The organism is Streptomyces sp. NBC_00878 (genome assembly GCF_026341515.1).
Classification (GTDB): domain Bacteria; phylum Actinomycetota; class Actinomycetes; order Streptomycetales; family Streptomycetaceae; genus Streptomyces.
In genome coordinates, this window is sequence record NZ_JAPEOK010000001.1 from 7,511,619 (window position 1) to 7,530,454 (window position 18,836).

Annotated in this window: 15 protein-coding genes and 1 pseudogene; 11 read left to right on the forward strand and 5 right to left on the reverse strand. The window is 71.4% G+C overall.

Annotated elements, in window-relative coordinates; all coding sequences use genetic code 11:
• Nucleotides 1-259: 259 nt before the first annotated feature.
• Entirely contained in the window at nt 260-394 is a 135-nt protein-coding gene (locus OHA11_RS32525) for a hypothetical protein (RefSeq protein WP_266502471.1), read from the reverse strand.
• Nucleotides 391-837, reverse strand: a complete 447-nt coding sequence (locus OHA11_RS32530; protein WP_266507891.1) for a hypothetical protein — start codon at nt 835-837, stop codon at nt 391-393. Before OHA11_RS32530 ends, OHA11_RS32525 begins: the two co-directional genes overlap by 4 nt.
• Before the next feature lie 105 nt (nt 838-942).
• Here OHA11_RS32530 and OHA11_RS32535 point away from each other — a divergent pair, with 105 nt between their 5' ends.
• The 5 genes from OHA11_RS32535 to OHA11_RS32555 all read left to right on the forward strand — a co-directional run bounded on the left by OHA11_RS32535 (nt 943) and on the right by OHA11_RS32555 (nt 9,022).
• The gene (locus OHA11_RS32535; protein ID WP_266502473.1) at nt 943-1,773 is read left to right on the forward strand and encodes a helix-turn-helix transcriptional regulator; all 831 of its coding nucleotides are present in this window, start codon (nt 943-945) and stop codon (nt 1,771-1,773) included.
• Nucleotides 1,770-1,979, forward strand: coding sequence for a DUF397 domain-containing protein (locus OHA11_RS32540; protein WP_266502475.1), 210 nt, complete (start codon nt 1,770-1,772; stop codon nt 1,977-1,979). Before OHA11_RS32535 ends, OHA11_RS32540 begins: the two co-directional genes overlap by 4 nt.
• A gap of 539 nt (nt 1,980-2,518) precedes the next feature.
• Nucleotides 2,519-6,220 carry a BTAD domain-containing putative transcriptional regulator gene (locus OHA11_RS32545; RefSeq protein WP_266502480.1) on the forward strand — a complete coding sequence of 1,234 codons (3,702 nt, stop codon included), beginning with the start codon at nt 2,519-2,521 and terminating at the stop codon, nt 6,218-6,220.
• A 217-nt stretch (nt 6,221-6,437) separates the two neighbouring features.
• Nucleotides 6,438-8,291: a serine/threonine-protein kinase gene (locus OHA11_RS32550; protein WP_266502482.1), complete on the forward strand. Its 1,854-nt coding sequence runs from the start codon at nt 6,438-6,440 to the stop codon at nt 8,289-8,291.
• The gene (locus OHA11_RS32555) at nt 8,288-9,022 is read left to right on the forward strand and encodes a hypothetical protein (protein ID WP_266502484.1); all 735 of its coding nucleotides are present in this window, start codon (nt 8,288-8,290) and stop codon (nt 9,020-9,022) included. The genes OHA11_RS32550 and OHA11_RS32555 overlap by 4 nt, the downstream gene beginning before the upstream one ends.
• A gap of 57 nt (nt 9,023-9,079) precedes the next feature.
• On the opposite strand, the gene OHA11_RS32560 is transcribed toward OHA11_RS32555, so the two are convergent.
• Entirely contained in the window at nt 9,080-12,625 is a 3,546-nt protein-coding gene (locus tag OHA11_RS32560; RefSeq protein WP_266502486.1) for a BTAD domain-containing putative transcriptional regulator, read from the reverse strand.
• A gap of 75 nt (nt 12,626-12,700) precedes the next feature.
• Nucleotides 12,701-13,510, reverse strand: a complete 810-nt coding sequence (locus OHA11_RS32565) for a dienelactone hydrolase family protein (RefSeq protein WP_266502488.1) — start codon at nt 13,508-13,510, stop codon at nt 12,701-12,703.
• An 838-nt stretch (nt 13,511-14,348) separates the two neighbouring features.
• Here OHA11_RS32565 and OHA11_RS32570 point away from each other — a divergent pair.
• Nucleotides 14,349-15,164, forward strand: coding sequence for a hypothetical protein (locus OHA11_RS32570; protein WP_266502490.1), 816 nt, complete (start codon nt 14,349-14,351; stop codon nt 15,162-15,164).
• 689 nt (nt 15,165-15,853) lie between these two features.
• On the opposite strand, the gene OHA11_RS32575 is transcribed toward OHA11_RS32570, so the two are convergent.
• Nucleotides 15,854-15,997, reverse strand: a complete 144-nt coding sequence (locus OHA11_RS32575; protein WP_266502492.1) for a hypothetical protein — start codon at nt 15,995-15,997, stop codon at nt 15,854-15,856.
• Nucleotides 15,998-16,569: 572 nt separating this feature from the next.
• Between OHA11_RS32575 and OHA11_RS32580 the strand changes: the two genes are divergently transcribed.
• From OHA11_RS32580 to OHA11_RS32600, 5 genes and pseudogenes are all read left to right on the forward strand, one after another.
• Nucleotides 16,570-16,845: a hypothetical protein gene (locus OHA11_RS32580; RefSeq protein ID WP_266502494.1), complete on the forward strand. Its 276-nt coding sequence runs from the start codon at nt 16,570-16,572 to the stop codon at nt 16,843-16,845.
• A gap of 65 nt (nt 16,846-16,910) precedes the next feature.
• A pseudogene (locus OHA11_RS32585) lies at nt 16,911-17,066 on the forward strand (PRC-barrel domain containing protein); the annotation flags it as partial.
• A 40-nt stretch (nt 17,067-17,106) separates the two neighbouring features.
• Complete coding sequence (locus OHA11_RS32590) at nt 17,107-17,466, forward strand: ANTAR domain-containing protein (RefSeq protein WP_266502496.1); 360 nt, start codon at nt 17,107-17,109, stop codon at nt 17,464-17,466.
• A gap of 55 nt (nt 17,467-17,521) precedes the next feature.
• Nucleotides 17,522-17,923, forward strand: a complete 402-nt coding sequence (locus tag OHA11_RS32595; protein WP_266502498.1) for a hypothetical protein — start codon at nt 17,522-17,524, stop codon at nt 17,921-17,923.
• Between the two features lie 24 nt (nt 17,924-17,947).
• Entirely contained in the window at nt 17,948-18,727 is a 780-nt protein-coding gene (locus OHA11_RS32600; protein WP_266502499.1) for an Atu4866 domain-containing protein, read from the forward strand.
• Nucleotides 18,728-18,836 lie beyond the last annotated feature (109 nt).

Sequence of the window (18,836 nt, forward strand, 5' to 3'; positions counted from 1 at the left end):
CATGGCCGCATAGCCCGTGCACGTCTGCGCATAACGCCAGTGCCCCCGGTTGTCCTGGGCGTGCTTTCGCATCCACTCAGTCATAGCGTCCATGCCGTAAAGAACCCCGGACGATTCGCCGCAGTCCTTTTCGTCACCTGATACGCAGGTAGCCGTGAATACCGGGTCCGCCGAGGGGTCTTGCACGATTTTGAATTCCACGAAGCGGAACGTTCTGCGTGCCATTACTCGCCTTCCCCTGAGCTGCTCTGGTGGTCGCTCACAGCCGCTCCAGGTGCTTGCGAATGGCCGCAACAAGCTGGTCAGCGCGCTCCGCCAACTCCGCAAGGGTGGGCAGGGGTTCGGCGCTCTGCTGTCCCTCTTGCGGCTCGTCGGGGGGTGTTGGGGTGCTCACGTGTCATCCCCCTTCCAGCCCGTTGCCCGGCGGTGAGGGTGGTTGCTGATTTGGTCGTTCACGCCCTGCACAGTGACCATGCTGCCCAACCGTCGCGCGGTGTCGCGCTGCCCGGCGAGAGCGGTGCAGATGCGGCAGCCGTCCAGCGGCACGGGTTCAAGGGCGGGCATGTGTACCGCCGGGGGCGTCGTGCGCTCGCTGCCGCTCACCGGTAAGGCCCGAGCCGTCTCATGCTCGCCGACGGGCTCGCCCTGGTCCGCGGGGCGCACTTCCGCGGGCTTCGCTTCCCACTCTGTCCCGCCGCCCATCGGGCGCAGGGACCAGTACGGGCCGGCGTCCCCGCGGAACTCTCCAACCCGGTCATCCCGGCTGGTGTCCATCATGAGCGTGCCGGGTTCGGGAACGCGGTCGGGCTTGTTTGTGGGAACGTTCTGCGCAGACACCGCCGCTCCTCTCCGTAGTGCTTCCGCTACTCGGGCGGCCCAGCGTGGCCTACTGTCGCGGTGTCTTCAACCTGCGGCATTTGCTCGGAGAGTTAGGAACTCTGCATGGTGAACCGGAAGGAGCTGGACCCCGAAACGTCGCCGGGGGCAGCGTTCGGCCAGCGTCTGAGGCAACTTCGGGACGAGCGTGGGTGGACGCAAGACGAGCTAGGCGCGCTCATCGGGTGCACGGGAACGCATATTTCCGCCGTCGAAACTGGTCGTCGCCCTCCAACTAGCCGCTTTGCGGCAGGTGCTGACAGGGCGTTCGGCACCGGCGACAAGTTCCAACGCATGGTGAGTGCACTACAGAACACGGCGCTACTGGAGGGGTTCCCGGAGTACGTGAGGCAGGAGGTACGAGCCGCTGAGATCAGGCTCTTTGAACTCGGGATCGTTCCGGGCTTGCTCCAGACTCCGGAGTACGCAGCAGCCATTGCCACAGGTGCAGTGCGACGGGGTGCGGTCACGGAGCAACAGGCAGACGAGCGGCTAACTCTTCTCGCCGAGCGGCAAGCGTCGCTAGAACGAACCCCACCGCCGTTCGTCTACGCGGTGTTGGACGAAAGCTGTATCCGGCGACCAGTCGGCGGGCTGGGAGTCATGGCTGCCCAGTTGGACAAGCTCGTTGCGTTCGCCGAGCTGCCAAACACCGTGCTCCAAGTCGCCCCGTACGAACTTGGCGAGCGACGACCCTTTGACCTACCCGTCAGGCTGGTCACGCTCGCCGACCGTTCGATGATCGCGTACGCAGAGTCCGCGATGCAGGGTCACCTAGACCGGAATACCGGGCTCGTTCTGCCCATGCTGACGGCCTACCATCAGTTACAGGCCGAAGCGATGCCCCAGGCGGCATCCGTGGCCATGATCGAACAGCTTCGAAAGGGCACCCCGTGACGACCGAAGACCCGCAGTGGTTCACGTCCTCGTACAGCAGCAACGGTGGCGACTGCATCGCGGTCGCCGGTAACCTCGTCGCTTCCTGCGGCGTGGTCCCCGTCCGTGACTCCAAGGACCCGTCCGGTTCGGTCCTGGAATTGTCCGCCTACTCGTTCGCTTCCTTCGTGGCGAGCGTCAAGGCTGGAGAGTTCGGGGCCGTCTGACAAGTCGGTCCGCCTGATCTGGTCAAGGCAGCCCCATCGTGCTCGGCATGGTGGGGCTTCGCTGTTCTCTCGCACGCAACGGCGAAAGCCCTGCCACACCTCCCGGTCGGGCCTCAACTGCGTCGGAGTCGGGCATCAGGGTCATTCCGATGCCGCCGTGTTCCTTTGGCATCGGTACGGACACGTAGCCGATCCCGAGCGCCGCCGCTATGTAGTCGGTCTCACGCTGCCGCTCGGGACTGGTGGTCTCGTCAGTAAGAACAGAGAGCCGGACTCACCGCACACCACGCAGGTCTTGGTGAAGACCGTGCCCGCCAGGGGTTTCCGGGGTGTAGTCGTCATGTCGGCTGTGGGGACCGACAGATTCCCGGTGGCGCTGACGAGCGGGGTGGCGAGTACGCTCACCTGCGATCACTCCAGAGTGGTACGTCTGGAGTATCGGAGGACGGGCTGGTAGTGAGCGGTGAACTATCGCCCTCGGGTTCCGGGCATGGTGCAATCGGTCGGACTTCGGACTACCGACAGCGAGCAGGGAACGCATGGAACGCGCCGACGGAGAGGGACCAAGACCGGACGACCTGGAACCGGACCTGACCATGGCCGGGGGGTTGCGGGTCGGAGTTCTCGGCGAGCTGACCGTGACGCGGCACGGACGTCCCCTGAGCCTCGGCGGGCCCCGGCAACGTGCGGTGTTCGTCCTGCTGGTGCTGGCACGGGGCACTGTGGTCACCAGCGACCGGCTGATCGACGCGGTGTGGCGAGAGGAGCCGCCGCCCAGCGCGGTCGGTGCCCTCCAGGCGTACATCTCGCGGCTGCGACGGGAACTCGAACCGGGCCGGGCGGCCGGTACCCGCAGCGGTGTCATCGTGCGGGAAGGCGCCGGCTACTCGATGTCTCTCATCGAGGACGCGGTCGACGCGTGGCGGTTCGAACGGCTGCTCAAGCGGGCCGGTTCGGCCGGTTCGACCGGTCCGGCTGCGCCGTCGGGTCCGCAGACGGTGGCCCTGCTCACCGAGGCGCTCGCCCTGTGGAAGGGCAGCCCGGCCTTCGCCGGATTCGCGGACGAACCCTGGGCACGAACGGAGGCGGCGCGCCTCGGAGAACTGCGTGAGGTGGTACGGGAACGGCTGATCGCCGCCCGCCTGGATCGAGGCGAGCACACCGAGGCTCTCCTTGCCGAGGCCGACGCCCTCGTCACCGAGCAACCCCTCCGCGAGGAGCGCTGGTCCCTGCTGGCCCTCGCGCACTACCGGGCCCACGGACAGGCCGAGGCCCTCTCCGTACTCCGCCGCGCCCGCCGTACCCTCGCCGACCGGCTGGGTATCGACCCGGGACCCGCCCTCCGCGGCGTCGAGGCCGAGATCCTGTCCCACGCGCCTTGCCCGGCCGTCCCCTTGCCGCCTGCCCCGGTGTCCCTCCGCGCGGCGGCGTCCGCACCAGTGGCCGGTGAACTCGTCGAGCGGGAGCGGGAGTTGGCCGAGTTGCGGATGTGCTTGTCGGACGCGGCCACGGGGCGCGGCGGGCTGGTGTGCGTTCAGGGCCCGGCCGGGATCGGCCGGAGCGCGCTGCTCGACGAGGTGCGGCGGCTGGGCAGTGAGTGGGGGGCGCGGGTGCTGGCCGCGGAGGGCACTTCGAGCACGGAGGGCACTTCGAGCGCGACGAGCAGCCGCCTGCACGACGGCCATGACGGCCGCGACGGCGATGACGGCCGCGACGGCCGCAGCAGCCACGACAGCGACAGCTTCGTCGTCGTGCGGCGGTTGCTCGGTCCGGCGGTCGCCGGGCTCGGTGGCGCACTGTCGGCCGGTGCGGCAGCGCCGGTGTTTCACGGGCAGGCGGCAGCCGGACCTGGCGGGCTCGCCAATCCCGCTGATCCCGCCAATCCCGCTGATCCCGCCAATTCCGCTGGTCCTGCCAATCCCTCTCATTCCTCTGATCTCTCTGATCTCTCTGGTCCCGCGGGGCCCGACGACTTTGCTGTCCTCCACGCGCTCTACCGGCTCACCGAGCGCCTCGCCACCCGCCACCACCACCATGTGCGGCGGCCTCTGCTCCTCCTCGTGGACGATCTCCAGGCGTGCGATGCGCCATCTCTTGCCTTCCTGGCCCATCTCCTGCCGCGTCTTCAGACAACGCCGCTCCTCGTCGTCACCGCGCTGCGCACCGGGGAACCCCATATCCCCAACGAGATCGAGCAGTTGCTGGCCGACATCGCGCGAGACCCGGCGGTGGTGCACATCCGTCCCGATCCGCTGAGTGCCGCCGGCGTCGCCGGACTCGTACGCCGACGGATGGGGGCGGCGGTGGACGAGGAGTTGGCCGGTGCGTTTCACCGGGCCTCGGCGGGACTGCCCCTCCTGCTGACGAGGCAACTGCGGGCGCTGGAGGGGGCGGACGGTGTGGACGTGCGGGCCGTCGTGGAGTCGGGCATTCGTGCCGTCTCCGGACTCGTGCTCGCGCGACTGGAACGGCTGCCGTCCGCCGCCACGGCCGTCGCACGGGCGATCGCCGTCCTCGACGGCGGCGATGACGGCGACGGCGATTCCGGCGGTGTCGGCGGTTTCGGCGGTGTCGGCGGGGCCGCGCTGCCGGTGGTCGCGGCCTTCACGGAGCTCTCCGAGCAGGACGTGGTGACGGCGACGGCGGTGCTCGCGCGGGCGGAAGTGGTCCGTGACCAGTACCCGTTGGCGTTCGTGCATCCCCTGGCCGGCGAGGCCGTCCTGCGGACGGTCCCGGCTCAGGAACGCCCGGCCCTGCACGAACGGGCGGCCAGACTCCTCGACGCCATGGGTGCCGCTCCGGAGAAGACCGCCGCGCATCTGCTCCTGGTCCCTTACCGAGGCGACCCCTGGGCCGTCGGAGTCCTGCGCGCCGCCGCGACCCGCGCGACCGCCCGCGGTGCGAACGACGTGGCCGCCACCCTGCTCACCCGGGCGCTGCTTGAGCCGCCCGCCCGCGACGTACGCCCCGAGGTGCTGCTGGAACTGGGCCAGGCCGAAGCACTCGTCGACGGGCGGGCGGCGGCCCGGCACCTTCGGGAGGCGTATACGACGTCGCCGCCGCGTGCGAGCGTCGCGCGCCTGCTCGCCCAGACGCTGATCTACACCGGCAGGCCGGGCGAGGCGGCCGAGTTGGCGGCACACGCCGCGGCGGAGCTGTCCGGTTCGGCCAGTACGGCCAGTACGGCCAGTAGGGCCAGTAGGGCCAGTAGGGCCAGTAGGGCCAGTACGGCCAGTACGGCCAGTACGGCCAGTGCCGTCAGCGCCGTCAGCGCGGACGATGAACGGCAGGGGCTGCTGGCCCTGGCGCGGCTCGGCGCGTTCGCGCACGGGCTCCACGGCATGGGCACCGACCACGCGGACACCCCGGCCGCGGTCCCCGTCGGAGACGGCCCCGGCGCCCGTATGCTCGCCGCCGACGTGGCGCGGGAGGCCACTACGAAGGGGCTCGACCGCGCCGCCGCCGTCGCCTCGGCGCGGTTCGCGCTCACCGACCGGGTGCTGCTGCACAGCGGCGAGGTGCTCTCCTGGTGCACGGCGGCCGTCGTGCTGCACCTCGCCGACGAGGACGTCACGCTGCTGTGGGACGAGACACTGACGTACGCGGGGCAGCGAGGGTCGCTGATCGGATCGCTGTCGGCGCACCTGTGGCAGGGGTTCACCGAGTGGCGGCACGGCGAACTGCACCGGGCCCGCCGCTCGCTCGGCACCGCGCTCGAACAGTTCGGCGCGTGGGGCGTCACGCCCGGAGCTCCGCAGTGCAGGGCGTTCCTGACCGGGGTGCTGCTGGACCTCGGGGACACCGCCGGGGCGCGTACCTGCCTGGAGCGGATGCGTGCGGGGTACGGGAGCGCCGAGGGGGCGCGGTTGCGCGGGGAGGCCGAGGCCCGGGTGCTGATCGCGGAACGGCGGTACGCGAAGGCGCTGGCCGTGCTCGACGGCGTACGGCATCTTCAGCCGGCCGTGGTCAACCCGGTGTGGTGGGAAGGGGAGTTGCTGCGGGTACGGGCCCTGACCGGGCTGGGTGAGGGGGACCGGGCCGAGCGGCTCGCACGGGAACAGCTGCGGCTGGCCCGTACGTGGGGTGCGCCCGGCACCGTAGGCCGGGTGCTGCGGCTGCTCGGCGAGGCCCGCGGGCCCGAGGGGGCACCCGAACTCCGGGAGGCGATCGGCCTGCTGGGCGATGGCCGGGCCCGTCTGGAGCAAGCCCGCGCCCAGCAGTCCCTGCACGCTTTGACCTGAGCGGATTCCTCCAGTAACGCCGTCGGACGCCGATTCCCCCCAGAGTGACCGGCGTCCGCCGGTCGTCGGCCACGAGAATGCGTCGGCCGACTTGCGATCGGCTTGCAAGCGGTTCGCAAGACAGGTGGCAGACCATGCGTGTCTCGGACGTAACTGACGTCACACGAGAACGAACGGGGGCCGGCCCCGGGACGGGCCGGGCCGGGGGGCGAAGGACATGGGCGACGGGTCGCGCAACGGGGAACAGTGGGCCGTCCCCGGCTACACAGAGGACAAGGAGCTGGGCTCCGGAGCCAGCGGCCGGGTGGTCCTGGCCACGCACGACACGACCGGCACCCGGGTCGCGATCAAGTACCTCGGCGACCAGCTCCGTGACGACACCGATTTCCGCGAGGGCTTCCGTGCCGAGGCCCGGCTGCTGGGTGAGCTCCGCTCTCCCCATGTCGTCGAGCTGTACGAGTACGTCGAGAGCCCGCGCGGCGCCGCCATCGTCATGGAACTCGTGGACGGCGTACCGCTGCGCAAGTTGCTGCGGGAGCACGGTGCCACCACCCCCGAGGCGGCGCTCGTCGTGCTCAAGGGCTCGCTGCTCGGCCTCGCCGCCGCCCACGCCGTGGGGGTCGTGCACCGCGACTACAAGCCGGACAACGTCCTGGTCGCCGCCGACGGTGCCTCCAAGCTCGTGGACTTCGGTATCGCCGTGCCCAGCGGCGTGGCCGCCAATGCCTCGGGCACTCCGCTCTACATGGCGCCCGAGCAGTGGACCGGCGGCCGGGCGGCCCCGGCGACCGACGTGTACGCGGCGACCGCCACCTTCTTCGAGTGCCTGACCGGGACCAGACCGTACCCGGGGCAGACGCTGGCCGAGCTGGCGGTCCAGCACATCGAGGCACCGATCCCGGACGAGCAGGCTCCTGAGCCGGTGCGCCCGTTGATCCGCAGGGGTCTGGCCAAGACGCCGCAGGAGCGCCCGGAGAGCGCGGCGCTGTTCGTCGAGGAGCTCGAGTCCGTCGCCGGGGCGGCGTACGGCGAGGAGTGGGAAGAGCGCGGCCGGCGTGAACTCGCCGCGCTCGCCGCCCTGTTCTTCCTCTTCTTCCCGCTCGCGGACGGCACTGCCTCGGGTACGACGGCCCTGGCCACCACCACACTCGGGCGGGGTGGCCGGCGCTTGCCCGGCCGACGCGGGAAGGTGCTGGCCGGACTCGCGGTGGGGGCCGTGCTGGTGGTCGGCGGAGTCGCGGTGACGGCGGTCGCCACGGGTTCGGGTCCCGGGGACCGGACGACGACCGGGTCCGGAAACGGACCGGGCTCGGGCGGTACCGGCGACGCGACCGATGCGACCGGTACGGCCGGCTCCCCGGACGAGGACCCCTCGGCCTCGGACGGTTCCGTGTCGCCCTCCGGGTCCGAGTCCGCCTCCGGGACCGATTCACCGTCCGCGTCGGCATCCGGGGAGGACGTCGCCTCGCCGGACGGGGGCGGGGGCTCCGGCGGGTCCGCGTCCGGTGCCACGGGCGGCACGACCGCGGGCGGATCGTCCGACGGTGGAGGAACGAGCACGACGGGCGGCACGAGCACCACCGGCGGCACGGGGACCACCGGTGGAGATACGAGCACGACGGGTGGCGGCGCGACCACGACGGGCGGCACGGGGACCACCGGTGGAGGTACGACCACGACCGGCGGCGGCACCACCGGCGGCGACACCCCGGCACCGGCGCCGGTCCTCGACGTGACCTCCGTCCGGATCAACGCGGTGGGCCCGGTCCAGACGGCCTGCACCATCGTGGCCTCCGTCAGCGTGACCACCGACGGAGCCGCCGACGGCACGCTCTACCTCAGCTGGTACGTCAGTGACTCGCCGCGCGTCGCCGGAACCGTGGTGGCCACCGATCCGATCGCGCTGCCCAAGGGGAAGACGCAGATCGCGGGCCGCTACACCCACTCCTTCTCCATTCCGACGCGCTCCGCCTACCTCGGCGTCAGGGTCACCACCGACCCGGCCGCCGACTTGGGCAACGGAGCCTTCCGGGCCACCACCGCACCCGCCGATTGCGACCCACCCCGATGAACGCCCCCATCGAGGACCCCAGAGAGCGGTTCGCCCGTACCAACCCGGCGCTCGCGAAGCAGAACGGCGACCCGGTGACCGACCCCGCCGGACCGGCGGACCTCGCCGCCACCCTCCCCCCGGCGGAACCGGCCGCCACGCTCCACCTCCCGGAGCCCGCGGCGGCCGAGGGGGCCGAGGGGGCCGGGGGGTCCGAGCGGTCCGAGGGGGAGACCCGTTTCGGCCCCGGCGTGCCCGGTGCCCGCGGTGGCACCGGTGACCGCGCGGCGGACGTCTGGCGAGGCATCGTCACACCGGGAGCGCTGGGCGCGCCGGGGACACCCGCCCGCCGACGCCGGCGGCGTGGGCTCTGGCCCTTCTTGCTGGTGCTCGCCGTGGTCGTGGCCGTCGTCATCGGCATCCGCTTCTGGATGTCGGCCGAGCCACCGCTCGACGTGTCCGACGTCCTGGTCGAGACGCCCACGGTCGACCGCTGCGCGAAGACGGTCGTCATCACGGGCGTCGTGAGCACCAACGGCAGCTCCGGCACCGTCGACTACCGCTGGAAGCGCAGCGACGGCACGACATCCGGCGTCCTCCACCAGCAGGTCGGCAAGAACGCCGGGCGTTTCGAGGCCGTACTGCGCTGGAGCTTCGACGGACGCGGCACGGTGAAGGCCACCGCCACCCTGGAAGTGCTGTCGCCGAACCCGAAGACGGCATCGGCCGACTTCACGTACGACTGTCCCTGACCCGGTCGCTGTCCCTGTCCCTGACCCGGTCCCGGTCCCGGTCCCGGTCCCTGACCCTCACCCCTGTTGCCGCGCGCCTTCCGCGAGACGCGTCGCCCCGCACTCCCGCGCGATGTGCCGTCCCCGGCTCAGGAAGGAGGCGGCCTCGTCGGCGGGGGCGTACTCGGCGAGCGCGTACAGGGCGCGGGCGTACTCCAGGCGCGCCGGACCGGTCGCCAGCAGGGCGACCGCCTCGCGGAGCCCGGGTTCGCCCGCGGCCCCGCGCAGTTCGCAGACGATCCGCAGCACTCGCCCCAGCGTGCTGGGCGCACCCCAGCCGCGGGCGACCGTCAGCTGCTCCTCGGCCAGCACCAGCGCATCGGCCCGCTTGCCCGCTCCCGCGAGCGCCCGCACCCGCAGCAGCGACCACGGCCACCACGCCGGGTTGGCCACGGCGGGCTGGAGGTGCCGTACGCCGTCGAGCGCGGCGAGCGCCTCCTCGTACCGTCCCTCCTCGATCAGCACCCGTGCCTCGCTCTCCCCGAGCAGCCGCTGACCCTCCGCGCCCCGGACCCAGCCGCGCATCCGCTCCAGGCAGGCGCGCGCCCCGGCGGTGTCGCCCAGGTCCAGCAGGACGGCGGTCAGGAAGGTGCGGCCCTGCGGCGCGCCCGGCGCCAGGCCCCAGATCTCCGACAGCTCGACCGCGTTCTCCAGTGACCGCCGTGCAGCGTCCAGATCTCCGTGGTTCCACTGGGCGAAGCCCCGCCACAGATGGGTCGCGAGCACGGAGAACAGCGAACCGCGCTCCTGGGCGCGGGCCAGTGCGGCGTCCCACAGCTCGCCGACCTCTTCGTCGGCGAGGTGCAGCACGATGGCGGCGGTGTACCAGAGCATCTCCTCCCCGGCGGCCTGGAGCACGCCGTCGGCGATGGCGAAGCGGGCGAGTGCCGCGGCCCGCGCGCGCTCGCTCCCGTCCGACGCCGCCTCCCGGGCGAGGTTGGCGGCGAGCATCCGGGCCCCGGGGCCCTCGCCCTCGACGACCGGGTCCTCGACGGTGCGCCACAGCCGCTGGTCCAGGCCGTGCATGAATCCGCTGATCCGCTCCAGCGCGAGCAGCCCCTGCCGTTCGTCGCGCAGCTCGGCGGGCAGCTCCGCCGCCGCCCGGCGGGCGAACTCCGTCGCCTGGCCGTGGCCGCTGGCGAAGACCAGGATCCGGGCGAGCAACAGCGCCGCGGCCGCCTTCCTGCCCGGGTCGGCGAGTGTTCCGTATGCCAGGCGCAGATGCTCCACGGCGGCGGGGCCGTTGCCGAGCGTCTCGGCCCGCCCGAGTTCGAGCAGCACGTCGGGACGGCACTCGGGGGGCGGCGGTTCGTCGAGCGCGCGGGTGAGATACGTCGCCGCGGCGTCGGGAGCGGCCCGGCCGACGGCCTCCCGGGCCGCCGCGCGGAGCAGATCCACCACACCCGGATCGCCCCGGTGCGGAGCGAGGAGCAACTGGGCCGCCGTACGCTCGGCCGGAGCGCCGGCGGCGGACAGTGCGCGCGCCGCCCGCTCATGGCGCAACTGCCGCTCTCCAGGAGGCAGTTCGCGATAGACGGCCTCTCCTACGAGGGGGTGTACGAAGCCGTAGGGGTGGCCCTCGCGCAGGATCTCGGCCCGTACCAGCGGCACGATCGCCCGAGCGGTCTGAGCCTCCGGCCGCTCCATGAGCGCCGCCACCTCCGAGAGCGTCGCCGCCCCGTCCCCGAGTACGGCGACGGCCTGGGCCGCGGTCCTCGCCTGCTCGGGCAGCCGGGCGAGCCGCCCCAGCACGAGTCCGGACACCGCCTGCGATCCGGTCTCCGTGACCGCCGCGCTCTGGGCGGCGCCGGGCCGTATCCCGCGCACGTGCAGCGCCCGCAGCAACTGCCGCAGCAGCAGCGGATTCCCGGCCGTGGCGCGATGGCAGGAGGCCGTGAACTCCCCGTGCGGTTCTTCGCCGAGAGTCTGCCGTACGAGATCGGCGACTCCGGTCGCCGTCAGTGGCGTGGGCGTGATCCGCACCACCGAGGGGCCTCTCGTCAGAGTCCCCGGCAACTCCCCGCCCTGCGGCGGCTCCCCGGTCCGCAGCGTCAGGGCGATGAGCACCGGGAGCCCCTCCAGGCACTCCGGCAGATGAGCCAGGAACCGCACCGAGCCGCTGTCGCACCACTGCACGTCGTCCACGGCCAGCACCAGCGGCCCCCTGGCCGCCACCAGCCTCCGGGCCAGCTGGTACAGCCCGTTCAGCACCGCGAAGCTCGCCGGCGGCCGCCCTCGCACCGCACCGAACACCGCCCCCGCCGCGACGGCGGCACCCGCGACGAGCGACACCCGGCCTCCGGGAACGTTCGCGCCGTGCGGCTCGTCGCCCACTACCCGTTCCGTCCCGTCGTCGTCCACCACCCGTTCCGTACGTTCCGTACCGTCGTTGTCCACCACCCGTTCGAACAACTGCCGAACCGTCCCGAACCCGTAGTCCTTCTCCCGCTGGCTCCCCCTGGCGGTCAGGGTCAGGATTCCTTCCTCGGCCGCCAGTCCGGCCACCTCGCTCAGCAGGCGGCTCTTGCCGATGCCGGCCGGACCCTCGATGAGCACCACACGAGGCTCGCCGTCCAGGGCCGAGCGCAGACAGCGGCGGAGCTCGGCGAGTTGGGGTGCGCGGTCCACGAGCAGGTCGGTGCGCACGGGGAGACGGGGCACCTGTCCCGCCGGGGCTGCTGCTGGCGCGGTCGGTCCCGCCGGGCCTGCTCCGGGCGCGGCGGACGTCCCATCCGACCCGCGAACGAGGTCCGCCGTCCGTCGGTCAGGAGCGTCGAGGGCGGGGGACTGGTTCAGGATCTCGGACTCCAGGGCACGCAGGGCCTGTCCCCCCGGGTGTCCCCCCGGCGTGCCGGGTCGGGCGGGCAGGATCTGTCTCGCCCGGCGGAGCGCGTCGAGGGCGTCGGCCTGGCGGTGGGCGCGGTAGAGGGCGAGAGCCAGGAGGCGCCAGCGTTCTTCCCGGAGAGGATCCTGGGAGACCAGGGATTCGAGTTCGGGGACGAGGACGGTGTCCTCGCCTCGGGCGAGGCGGGCGGCGAGCAGTCGTTCGCATGCCAGTTCGCGGAGTCCGGCGAGGCGGGCCGCCTCCTGGCGGGCCCAGGGCTCGGCGGCGTACTCGGCGTAGGCGGGGCCGCCGCGCCACAGACCGAGTCCCGTCTCCAGGACGGACACGGCCTCGGACGGCCGGTCCTCGTCGGCGTGCGTGGTGGCGGACCGCAGGGCCTGCTCGAACCGCCATGCGTCCACCGCGTCGGCCGGCAGCCGCAGCGCGTACCCCGCACCGTCGCTGACGATGATGCCGCCGCGCGTCCTCGCCTCCCGCTCCGGTTCCAGACTGCGCCGCAGATGAGAGACATGGGCCTGCAACGAAGCGGCGGCGCTCGGCGGGGGAGTGCCGCCCCAGACCTCTTCGATCAACCGGTCCCGGGCGACGACCGAGCCCCGGGCGACGATCAGCAGGGCGAGTACCGCCCGCTGCCGTCGCCCGCCCAGCTCCAGAGGCTGTGCCCGGAAGGCGGCCCCTACCTCGCCGAGCACCGTCATGCGCAGTTCCTGAAGTGACACACAGCGCATCAAATCAGACCATCGGCTTGCCGCACAGGGATGTGGTGTAGTGCATGGATTTGCGCGGAGATGTGATCATGGCCGGCCGGCCGGTCGGGTCGGTCGGGTCGGTCCGTCGGCCAGCCGGCATGGGCTGCCAAGATCTTCAAGGAATCGATGATCCTCCGTCACGGGCAGGCACTCGGCGAGCAGGTCGACGACGTCGCGCCAGGCTCGCTGCGCGTGCTGCGGGTGGTAGCCGACGCCGGGGACCGTGGGGTGGTCGACCGGCGGATGGTGGAAGGCGTGCAAGGCGCCGCCGTAGACCGCGAGGCGCCAGTCGACGCCCGCGGCCTGCATCTCAGCGGTGAACGCGTTCCGTTGTGCGGGCGGCATGATCGGGTCTTCCGACCCGACCCCGGCCCACACCGGGCAGCGAATGCGCGCCGCCTCGCCCGGTCGGCCCGTGGTCAGTGCGTTGACTGTGCCGATCGCGCGCAGGTTGACGCCGTCGCGCCCGAGTTCCAGCCCGACGGCGCCCCCGGTGCCGTAGCCGACGGCGGCGATCCGGTCGGGGTCGGTCCGCGGTTCGGTGCGCAACACGTCGAGCGCTGCATGGCCGATGCTCCGCATCCGGTCGGGATCAGCGAGCAGTGGCATGCAACGGGCCAGCATCTCCTCGGGGTCGCTCAAATAGCGCCCGCCGTGAAGGTCGAAGGCCAGCGCTATGTATCCCAGCTCGGCGAGAGCATCGGCCCGGCGGCGCTCGACGTCGCTGAGCCCCGTGCCCTCTGGTCCGAGCAGCACTGCGGGCCGGCGGTCGACACCGGCCGGGAGCGCGAGGTGCCCGATCATCGTCAGACCGTCGGCCGGGTACTCGACCGTACGCGTCGTAATCGTCGTCATGAGACTGGACTGTAGTGATCGTCGAGCCCGGTCCGGCCGCTGTTCTGCCGCTGGCAGAGCAGCGCGGACATCCCCCCGGAATACGTCGAGGGCTCACAAGAACCGTCACAAACCTCGTCCCCACGGCAGCTATCCATCCCGTTGCCCCTTTGACCCGTATCTCGGTCAGGCCTCTCACCGGTTTGAAGATGGGTTCTGAGAGGACCCCAGGTCCTGCCCGGCAAGGCGCGGGCGGCGTCCGGGAGGCGGCGGTCGGGGGAGCGGGCGTCGTAGGCCCTCAGGGTGGTGACGGACCGTTCCGTGCCCGTGTGGCGGCGTTCGGGTCGGCTCGGGCGGGGCAAGTCACAGCACACCGCCCGGAAGGGCGGGCAGCGCCGGAGCGAGCCAGCGCGTGGCGGCATGGGGCAGGGGAGAGGGCGGCGCTGATCGGGCGGTCCCGATGCTCTCCCGCCCTCGACACGGGTGGGCGGTGGCCTGCCGGCCCGCGTGACCGGCCCGCCGCACCTGCCCACCGACGCGGTCAGCGATTCGACTGCGTCGTCACGCCGGTGACGTGAGCTCCGCCTCTGGCAACGGACCGGCGCCGGCCGGACGGCGGCATCGGTGAGTGCCATGCGCGGCTGACTGTCACCGACTGCGGTCGCTGATCGCAGGTGAAACACCGTCAGCTGGGCAGTCGTCCCGTACGCACAGTTCCGTGCACGCGGGAGAGTGTTGCCACGCGACCGTGAATCGCTCCCCGGACCTCCATCAAACCTCGCGTCGACCCCGCCGTGAGCGGGACAGGCCCGGCCGTCACTCAGTGACCGCCGGGCTCCAGAGCTATCAAAGGATATTGATGGAGAATCACAGAGAAGAAAGAGAAGAAAGAGAAGAAGAGGAACGGGCGCCGAAGCGCAAGGTGCTCGACCTGACTGTCGTCCAGGTAGTGGCGAGCGCACTCGCGACTGTGGTGGGCGCGGTGCTGGCGTCTCTGCTGGGGGTGACCGGGACGATCATCGGCGCCGCCGTGGTCAGTACCAGCGCGACCACTGGCGCAGCGGTTTTCTCGCATGCTTTCCGACGGACGGGTGAGGGGATCCGTGGCCGGGTGCCGCCGGTAGGAGTGCCGAGGACGCCGGGCGAGGACCGGGCGGAACACCGCGCGGACGCCCGGGCGGTGTTCCGTTTACCTGCGGACGCTTCGGCTGCCGACGCGGCACCGTCCATCGCGCCTTCCGAAGGTGAGTCGGTCACCACCTACCGGGGTGGCTCGGTCCGGAAGTCCATGGGCTGGAAGAAGTACGCACTGGCCACGGGCCTGGTGTTCGCCCTGGCGATGGTCACGGTGACCGCGGTCGAGCTGATCATGGGCAAGCCGGTGGCGGCCGTCGTCAAGAATGAGCCGGGCAGGGGAACCTCGGTGGGCGGCGGCACGGCCGGTACCCCCGGTCCCGCCGACAGCCGCACACCCACCCCGGGTACGTCCAGTGGCGCGGCGCCGCAGACGAGCGTCTCCGCCTCGCTGGATGAGAGCGCGGCGCCGCAGACCAGCGCTGGCCCCAGCTCCCGCTCCAGCTCCAGTCCCAGCGCCAGTTCCAGGCCTTCGGCGTCGTCCGCGCCGTCCAGCGGCGGTGCCGTGAGCAGTCCCGATGCCACCGCTGATGAGCGATGACGAATTGGTCCCGGCCTCGATGGGTTGTCGTGCTGACGGTCGCGACAACGACTCCGGCGTATACACGCCGGAGTCGCCCTTCCGGGCGGTTGCACGTGAGCGTGAACCAACCCACATTCGATGTTACTCCGGTCAGTACGGCTCGGTCATGATCGTGCGTCGCATTAACCCGTACTTGGCGAAATCCGGCTCGCCAGGTGTTTCTATGTATTTCACGATTCGCTCGCTGATTCCGGCGATGTAATTCGAATGAATCGAAACCGGATTCCTGTGTTGCGTAAGACGTCAGCGGCGGAAACAGGGAATTCTGTGGGACCGAGAAGTCAAGCAGAGGCCAACCCCTCACAGGAGTTGGCCCCTCGATGACGCTGAATATCCCTGTCGCGCCGTACCGCGATGCCGCCGGACAGTCGCTTACCCGCGCGGCAGGTGCTGCGTGATCTCCCCGTAGTGCCTCAGTGCGAGTAGGAGTTCCTCTGTCTGTGTTCCGGTGTCCGGGTCCTGCCGGCTGCCGAGGGCCTTTTGGAGACGCAATGCAGATGCGGTGGGACGCGCCTGCGGGGTGCGCTGCATCGCGATCGCAGGGCTCGCGGTCGCAGGGCTCGTGGTCGCAGGGCTCGTGGTCGCAGGGCTCGCGATCGCAGGGCTCCCGGCCTGGGGCTGCCGTGCGGGTTCGGCGTCGTGTGCCATCACGTGCTCCTTCCCCTCGCGTGACGTCGGGTCAGCGGCCACGGCGCGTGGCCCTGGTCGTCGGGGGACGGCGGACGGCGCCGGGCCGGAGCGGTCGGCTGCTCGGTGACCAGCGCCTCGAAGAGGCCTCGGGCTTCGACCATGGCCTCCCACATTTGGATCAGCAGTAGGAGAAGAATCCAAAGAAGCCGCTGGGGTGAACGGAGCCTCGACGGAGGCGGCAGTCGGCTCGGTGGGCGGCGACGGCAGGATGTGGTCCTCCCACCAGGACAGGCCCATCACGGTGGCGAGCAGGACGAAGGGAACCGAAGCGGGAACGACCAGCGCGTACATGTGTACCGCCTGTTGTGGGATGCGTGCGACGCGGCGGGTAGCGGATCGTTGCCCGCTTGAGGCACATCGGGGCCGCGCCGGGATCACAGGACGATGGGCGCGTGCGGGACGGCCTCGCTCGTGGACACGGCGGATTCCGGCGCCGACGCGCGCGGTGCGCCCCCTGGGGAGCGCGATGGCGGTGCGACGCTGCCGGGGGCCGGGGCGGCACTACGCACGTTAGCCCTCCCCGCATATTCCGGATAGGTGTCAAGGAGCCATCCATGCCCGGCAGTACGCGGTCGCGTCGCACGGTATCCGCGGCCCTTGGACAGGACTACGCTGTTGAACGAGGCCCCGGTCCCCGGTTCGATGCTGTGTCCCGCTCCCGGGGAGGCCCGCCGTGTTCGTCCTCGTACTCATCCTCGTCCCGGTCTTGTTCGGCCTCGGCTTCCTCGATCCCATCTGGTGGGTGGCCGCAGCGGTGTTGGTCTTCGGGGCCACCCGCTACGGCCGCATTCGTGGCGGGGGCCTGGGCCGCGGCGGGTCCGATCTCGGGGACTACCGGGTCTATGAGGAGCGCCGGGACCGTCAGGACCGCTGGGACCGTCGCTACAGCCGGCGGCATCGAGCGCGCTGGAGGCGTGAGGACCGACGGGACCGCGAACACCGCAGGTGACCCGTGAAGCGACCCAGCAGCCGGTGAATCAGGAACGGCGTGATCCAAGAAGAGTGATGGCCCTACTGTCTGTCGGCCATGTCAAGTCGCTGGTGAAGCAGGCTCCTTCGATCGGCACCGACGACGTGCTGCCCGCCGAGCAGGAGGAAGCGATCTTCGAGCACTACGGACCGGCCTACAAGCCCGGTGCGGCCGGCGCGCGGCAACTGGCGCGCCGCTGACCGTCTATGGACAGGATGGCCGCGTTGTGAGGTACGCACCATGCACCAAGTGACCAGGCACCGCGAGGTACAGCCGCCGTTGACGGCTGTGACGTCGACGGGGGACCTGGCCCTGGCTGCCGAGGTTCTCGAACTGCGGGCCAGAAACGAGCAGTTGAGCCAGGCGCTGGTGAGTCATGCGGTGATCGACCAGGCGCGCGGCATGGCGATGGTCCTGGCACCGTGCTCCAGTGAGCGAGCCTGGGACCTGCTCGTGGACGTGTCGCAGCACTGCAACGTCAAACTCCGCGACGTGGCCGCGGCCCTGGTCGCCACCACGAAGGGCCAGGAACTCCCGGAGGCGATACGTCACGAGTGGCGTCGCGCGTTGCGGCGCCTTCACGCGCTGGAGCGGCGGTGACGGCTCACGCGTTCACGGCTGTAGATGATGTCGCCACATGTGATGGTCGACCTGCATGCCGAGGAAGTCTTCCGGCGCCGCCGCCCGCCTGACCGGCGAGGAGAACCTGCGCGGCACCCTCACCCCCGGCCGCCCGGCCGCCCGGCCGCCCGGCCGCCCGGCCGCCCGGCCGCCCGGTCGCCCGGCCGACGTCACCGTCCGGGACCGGGACCCCGCCCACCGCCCCGACGAGACCCTGCGCGATCTCAACCCCTCCCGCACCTTCGTCCGAGACCTCCCCATGCCCCCTTGCTGTACGCGGCGGGACGGATCCTGGGTGTGTGACACCTGGGGACAGGGCGGCCTGGTTCCGGGTCCGCCACGCGACGAACCTGGTGGTCAGGCAGCCGCTGTAGCTGCCGAACACTCGCCTCGGATCTGTACCGGCGCTGATTTCGCGCAGTGGGGACACCGATGAGGCGACTCCACTGAGGAGCGTGCGATGAGCATCACCGACACCCACACCGGCACTGACCCTGACACCGGCACCGTGCTCTGGAACCCCGAGGCCCTCGGCCAGATCCTCTCGAACGATGAGGGGCGTCCCGTTCTGTTCACCAACGCCCGCATTCTGACCATGGACCCGCTGATCGGGACCATGACCGGCGCCGACCTGCTGTTCGTCGGCTCCCTGGTCGTGGGGGTCGGGCCCGGCATCGTCACCGCGGCGGGTGACGACAACGCCATCGTCGTCGACTGCACCGGGTCGACCATCGCCCCCGCCGTCGTGGACACCGTGGCGCTGGCCGGCGGCCGCGGCCACCGGTCGGAATACGTCGCGACGCTGACCCCGGGCAACACACCCGACTTCCTCGTCGTGCCCGACGAACTCGCCGCCGACGTGCCGAGCGCGGTGGCCACCCTCATGACTCGGCCGGAGCAGGTCCACGCACTCGTCGCGGCGGGGCGGCCGGTCCTGTGGTCCGGTGCCGACGCCCCCGGCAGGTCCACCGCCCCGGAGGCGGGCATGCCGGCCGCCGCGGATCTGACCGGCAGCCCGCGCGTCGGTGTCTGGATCGACAAGAACGACTTCCTGCACCAGGAACTCACCGCCGACGGCCGCTACGACGAGACCCGGGGCGGGCGCCCGCACGCCTACGAGGGCCGGTACTGGATCGACGGCGACCGCATCGACTACCTGGACGACCTCGGCTTCTGGGCCTACGGGGAGTTCCAGGGCGACGAACTCCACCACGCGGGCTACGTCATGAAGCTCGGCTGACCATCCCCGGTCTGCGCCCCGGGCCCCGGCAACCCACCCCCCCCGGCCCTCCCCATCAGAGGGCTCACCCTCCCAGCCCCTCCCGCGGACGGGCCGTCCTCCTGGCCCC

Bases quoted from the DNA above. Each gene is read 5' to 3' on its own strand.
- OHA11_RS32535 (WP_266502473.1), top strand. From the start codon at position 943: ATGGTGAACCGGAAGGAGCTGGACCCCGAAACGTCGCCGGGGGCAGCG.
- OHA11_RS32545 (WP_266502480.1), top strand. From the start codon at position 2,519: ATGGAACGCGCCGACGGAGAGGGACCAAGACCGGACGACCTGGAACCG.
- OHA11_RS32550 (WP_266502482.1), top strand. From the start codon at position 6,438: ATGGGCGACGGGTCGCGCAACGGGGAACAGTGGGCCGTCCCCGGCTAC.
- OHA11_RS32555 (WP_266502484.1), top strand. From the start codon at position 8,288: ATGAACGCCCCCATCGAGGACCCCAGAGAGCGGTTCGCCCGTACCAAC.
- OHA11_RS32565 (WP_266502488.1), bottom strand. From the start codon at position 13,510: ATGACGACGATTACGACGCGTACGGTCGAGTACCCGGCCGACGGTCTG.
- OHA11_RS32570 (WP_266502490.1), top strand. From the start codon at position 14,349: ATGGAGAATCACAGAGAAGAAAGAGAAGAAAGAGAAGAAGAGGAACGG.
- OHA11_RS32575 (WP_266502492.1), bottom strand. From the start codon at position 15,997: ATGGTCGAAGCCCGAGGCCTCTTCGAGGCGCTGGTCACCGAGCAGCCG.
- OHA11_RS32590 (WP_266502496.1), top strand. From the start codon at position 17,107: ATGCACCAAGTGACCAGGCACCGCGAGGTACAGCCGCCGTTGACGGCT.
- OHA11_RS32595 (WP_266502498.1), top strand. From the start codon at position 17,522: ATGCCGAGGAAGTCTTCCGGCGCCGCCGCCCGCCTGACCGGCGAGGAG.
- OHA11_RS32600 (WP_266502499.1), top strand. From the start codon at position 17,948: ATGAGCATCACCGACACCCACACCGGCACTGACCCTGACACCGGCACC.